This window comes from Ideonella azotifigens (genome assembly GCF_006519715.1).
Lineage (GTDB): Bacteria > Pseudomonadota > Gammaproteobacteria > Burkholderiales > Burkholderiaceae_C > Ideonella > Ideonella azotifigens.
On sequence record NZ_VIDT01000633.1, the window covers coordinates 1 to 3,208 of the forward strand.

The window sequence follows — 3,208 nt, forward strand, 5'->3', positions numbered from 1 at the left end:
TGGCAATGGCCTCGCCATGCGCGGCGTACCAGCGCTGGCCTTCGATGTAGCGCGGCAGCGTGTCATTCTCCAGCCGCGCGCGGATCTTCTGGGCCAGGCCGGTGCGCGAGGGCAGCACCTGCTCCGGGAACAGGCTGCGCCAGCCATCGAACATCACCAGCAGCGGCCGGTCGTCCGACAGCGGGGTGGTGTGCCAGGCGGGCACCGGTGCGTTCTCGGCCAGGCGGAACCAGAAGAAGCCGTAGGCCGGCAGCGTCAGCAGGTAGGGCAGGTCCGAGACGGGCGGGAACGGCGTGCGGCCTATCATCTCCACCAGCACGCGGCCGCGGTACTTCGCGAGGTCCAGCTCCACCGGCTGCGCGCTGCGCGCCAGGTTGGCCACGCACAGGATGGTCTCGCCTTCGTACTCGCGCAGGTAGGCCAGCACCTTGCGGTTGCCCGGCGTGAGGAAGACCAGCTCGCCGCGGCCGAAGGCGCGGGTGCTCTGGCGCACGCTGAGCAGGCGGCGCATCCAGTTCAGCAGCGAGGAAGGGTCGCGCGTCTGCGACTCGACGTTGACCGCCTGGTAGCCGTAGATGGCGTCCATGATGGGCGGCAGGTACAGGCGCTGCGGGTCGGCGCGGCTGAAGCCGGCGTTGCGGTCCGGGCTCCACTGCATGGGCGTGCGCACGCCGTTGCGGTCGCCCACGTAGACGTTGTCGCCCATGCCCAGCTCGTCGCCGTAGTAGATGATGGGCGAGCCGCGCATCGACAGCAGCAGGCTGTTCATCAGCTTGATGCGCTCCTGGTCGTTGTCCAGCAGCGGCGCCAGGCGGCGGCGGATGCCGACGTTGATGCGCGCCCGCGGGTCGGCCGCGTAGGTGCTGTACATGTAGTCGCGTTCCTTGCTGGTCACCATCTCCAGCGTCAGCTCGTCGTGGTTGCGCAGGAAGATGGCCCACTGGCAGCTGTCGGGGATGTCCGGCGTCTGCTGCATGATCTCGACCACCGGGAAGCGGTCTTCCTGCGCGATGGCCATGTACATGCGCGGCATCAGCGGGAAGTGATAGGCCGCGTGGCATTCGTCGCCGTCGCCGAAGTATTCGCGCACGTCTTCGGGCCACTGGTTGGCCTCGGCCAGCAGGAAGCGGCCGGGGTAGTCGCGGTCGATCGCCGCGCGCAGCTGCTTGATGATGGCGTGCGTCTCGGGCAGGTTCTCGCTGGCGCTGCCTTCGCGCTCGACCAGGTAGGGAATCGCGTCCAGCCGGAAGCCGTCCACGCCCAGGTCCAGCCAGAAGCGCATGATCTTCAGGATGGCTTCCAGCACGGCCGGGTTGTCGAAGTTCAGGTCCGGCTGGTGGCTGAAGAAGCGGTGCCAGAAATACGCGCCGGCCACCGGGTCCCAGGTCCAGTTGGAGGTCTCGGTGTCGGTGAAGATGATGCGCGTGCCGAGGTACTTCTGGTTGGTCTCGCTCCAGACGTAGAACTCCCGCTCGGGCGAGCCGGGCGGCGCACGGCGCGCGGCCTGGAACCAGGGGTGCTGGTCCGAGGTGTGGTTGATGACCAGCTCGGTGATGACTTTCAGGTCCCTCTTGTGGGCCTCGGCCAGCATCAGCTTGAAGTCGTCCAGCGTGCCGTATTGCGGGTGCACGTCGGTGTAGTAGGCGATGTCGTAGCCGTCGTCGCGCAGCGGCGAGGGGTAGAAGGGCATCAGCCACAGCGTGTTGACACCCAGCTCCTTCACGTAGTCCAGCCGGCTGGCCAGGCCGAGGAAGTCGCCCACGCCGTCTTCGTTGGAGTCGACGAAGGCCTTGACGTTGAGCTGGTAGACGACCGCGTCCTTGTACCAAAGCGCCGGATCGGTCGGCACCGGGGTGATGGCGCCAGCGTCCAGCGTGGCGGTGCCGGCCGGGACCAGCGCGGGCTGGGCCGTTTGCTGCAGGTCCGGGGTGTCGAGCTTGGGGGTCAGCGGGGCGTTCATGCGAAGTCCTTGAAGTCCAGCTCGTTGCGCGGATGCGGGCGGACATGGAACACATGGGCCGGTGTGCGCGCCGGGTCCAGGATCACGAAGTTGTGCGGCCCTTGCCACAGGAAGTGCTGGTCGTTGAGCAGGTCGTCGACACGGAACGGCCTGTCCGCGGCCAGCTGCATTGCCGCCAGGTCCAGGTCCACCCAGCCGACCTGGATCTGCTGCGGGTCCAGGTTCAACACCACCAGCATCAGGTCGCGCCGGGCGTGGTCGTGCTTGGACCAGACGAGCAGCTTGTCGTTGTCGCTGGCGTGGAAGTGCAGGCCGGCGTTGTCCTGCAGCGCGGGGTGCTCGCGGCGCAGGCGGTTGAGCCTTGCGATCAGGTTGCGCAGGCTGTCCGGTGCGTCGAGCTGCCAGTGGCGCAGCTGGTATTTCTCGGAGTCCAGGTACTCTTCGCTGCCGGGTTTTGCGGGGCGGTTCTCCAGCAGCTCGTAGGCCGGGCCGTAGAGGCCGTAGCTGGCGGCCAGCAGGCTGGCCAGCACCAGCCGCAGCGAGAACATCGCGCGGTTGGCGCCGTGCAGCTGCTCGCTGAGGATGTCCGGCGTGTTGGGCCACACGTTGGGCCGGAAATAGTGGCGGCCGGGGCCTTGCGAGAGCTCGGTGAAGTAGTCGGTCAGCTCCTGCCGGCTGTGGCGCCAGGTGAAGTAGGTGTACGACTGCGTGAAGCCCAGCTTGGCCAGCCGGTGCATCACCTTGGGCCGGGTGAAGGCCTCGGCCAGGAAGATCAGCTCAGGCCGCGCCTGGCGCAGCTCGGCGATCACCCATTCCCAGAAGGCAAACGACTTGGTGTGCGGGTTGTCGACGCGGAAGATCGTCACGCCTTGCGCAATCCAATGCTCGAACACGCTTTTGAGCGCCTGCCACAGGCCGCGCCAGTCCTGGCACTCGAAGTCGAAGGGGTAGATGTCCTGGTACTTCTTGGGCGGGTTCTCTGCGTATTGCACGCTGCCGTCCGGCCGGTGGCGGAACCAGTCCGGGTGTTCGGCGACCCACGGATGGTCCGGTGCGCACTGGAAGGCGATGTCCATCGCCAGGTCGATGCCGCGTTCCTTGGCGGCGTTCACCAGCCGGCGGAAGTCGTCCGCCGTGCCCAGGGCCGGCAGGATGTCCAGGTGCCCGCCTTCGGCCGCGCCGATGGCCCAGGGGCTGCCCACGTCGCCGGCCTCGGCCTGCAGCGTGTTGTTGCGCCCCTTGCGCCAC

The 3,208-nt window shown here is 67.6% G+C and carries 2 protein-coding genes; both read right to left on the reverse strand.

Annotated features, from left to right (window positions below; all coding sequences use genetic code 11):
• A partial coding sequence (gene treS, locus FKP22_RS25370; RefSeq protein WP_141290506.1) for a maltose alpha-D-glucosyltransferase occupies positions 1-1,960 on the reverse strand: 1,960 nt, incomplete at its 3' end.
• Positions 1,957-3,208 (reverse strand): alpha-amylase family protein (locus FKP22_RS25375; protein ID WP_375140614.1); only part of this gene is annotated, 1,252 nt, incomplete at its 5' end. The genes FKP22_RS25375 and treS, both read right to left, overlap by 4 nt.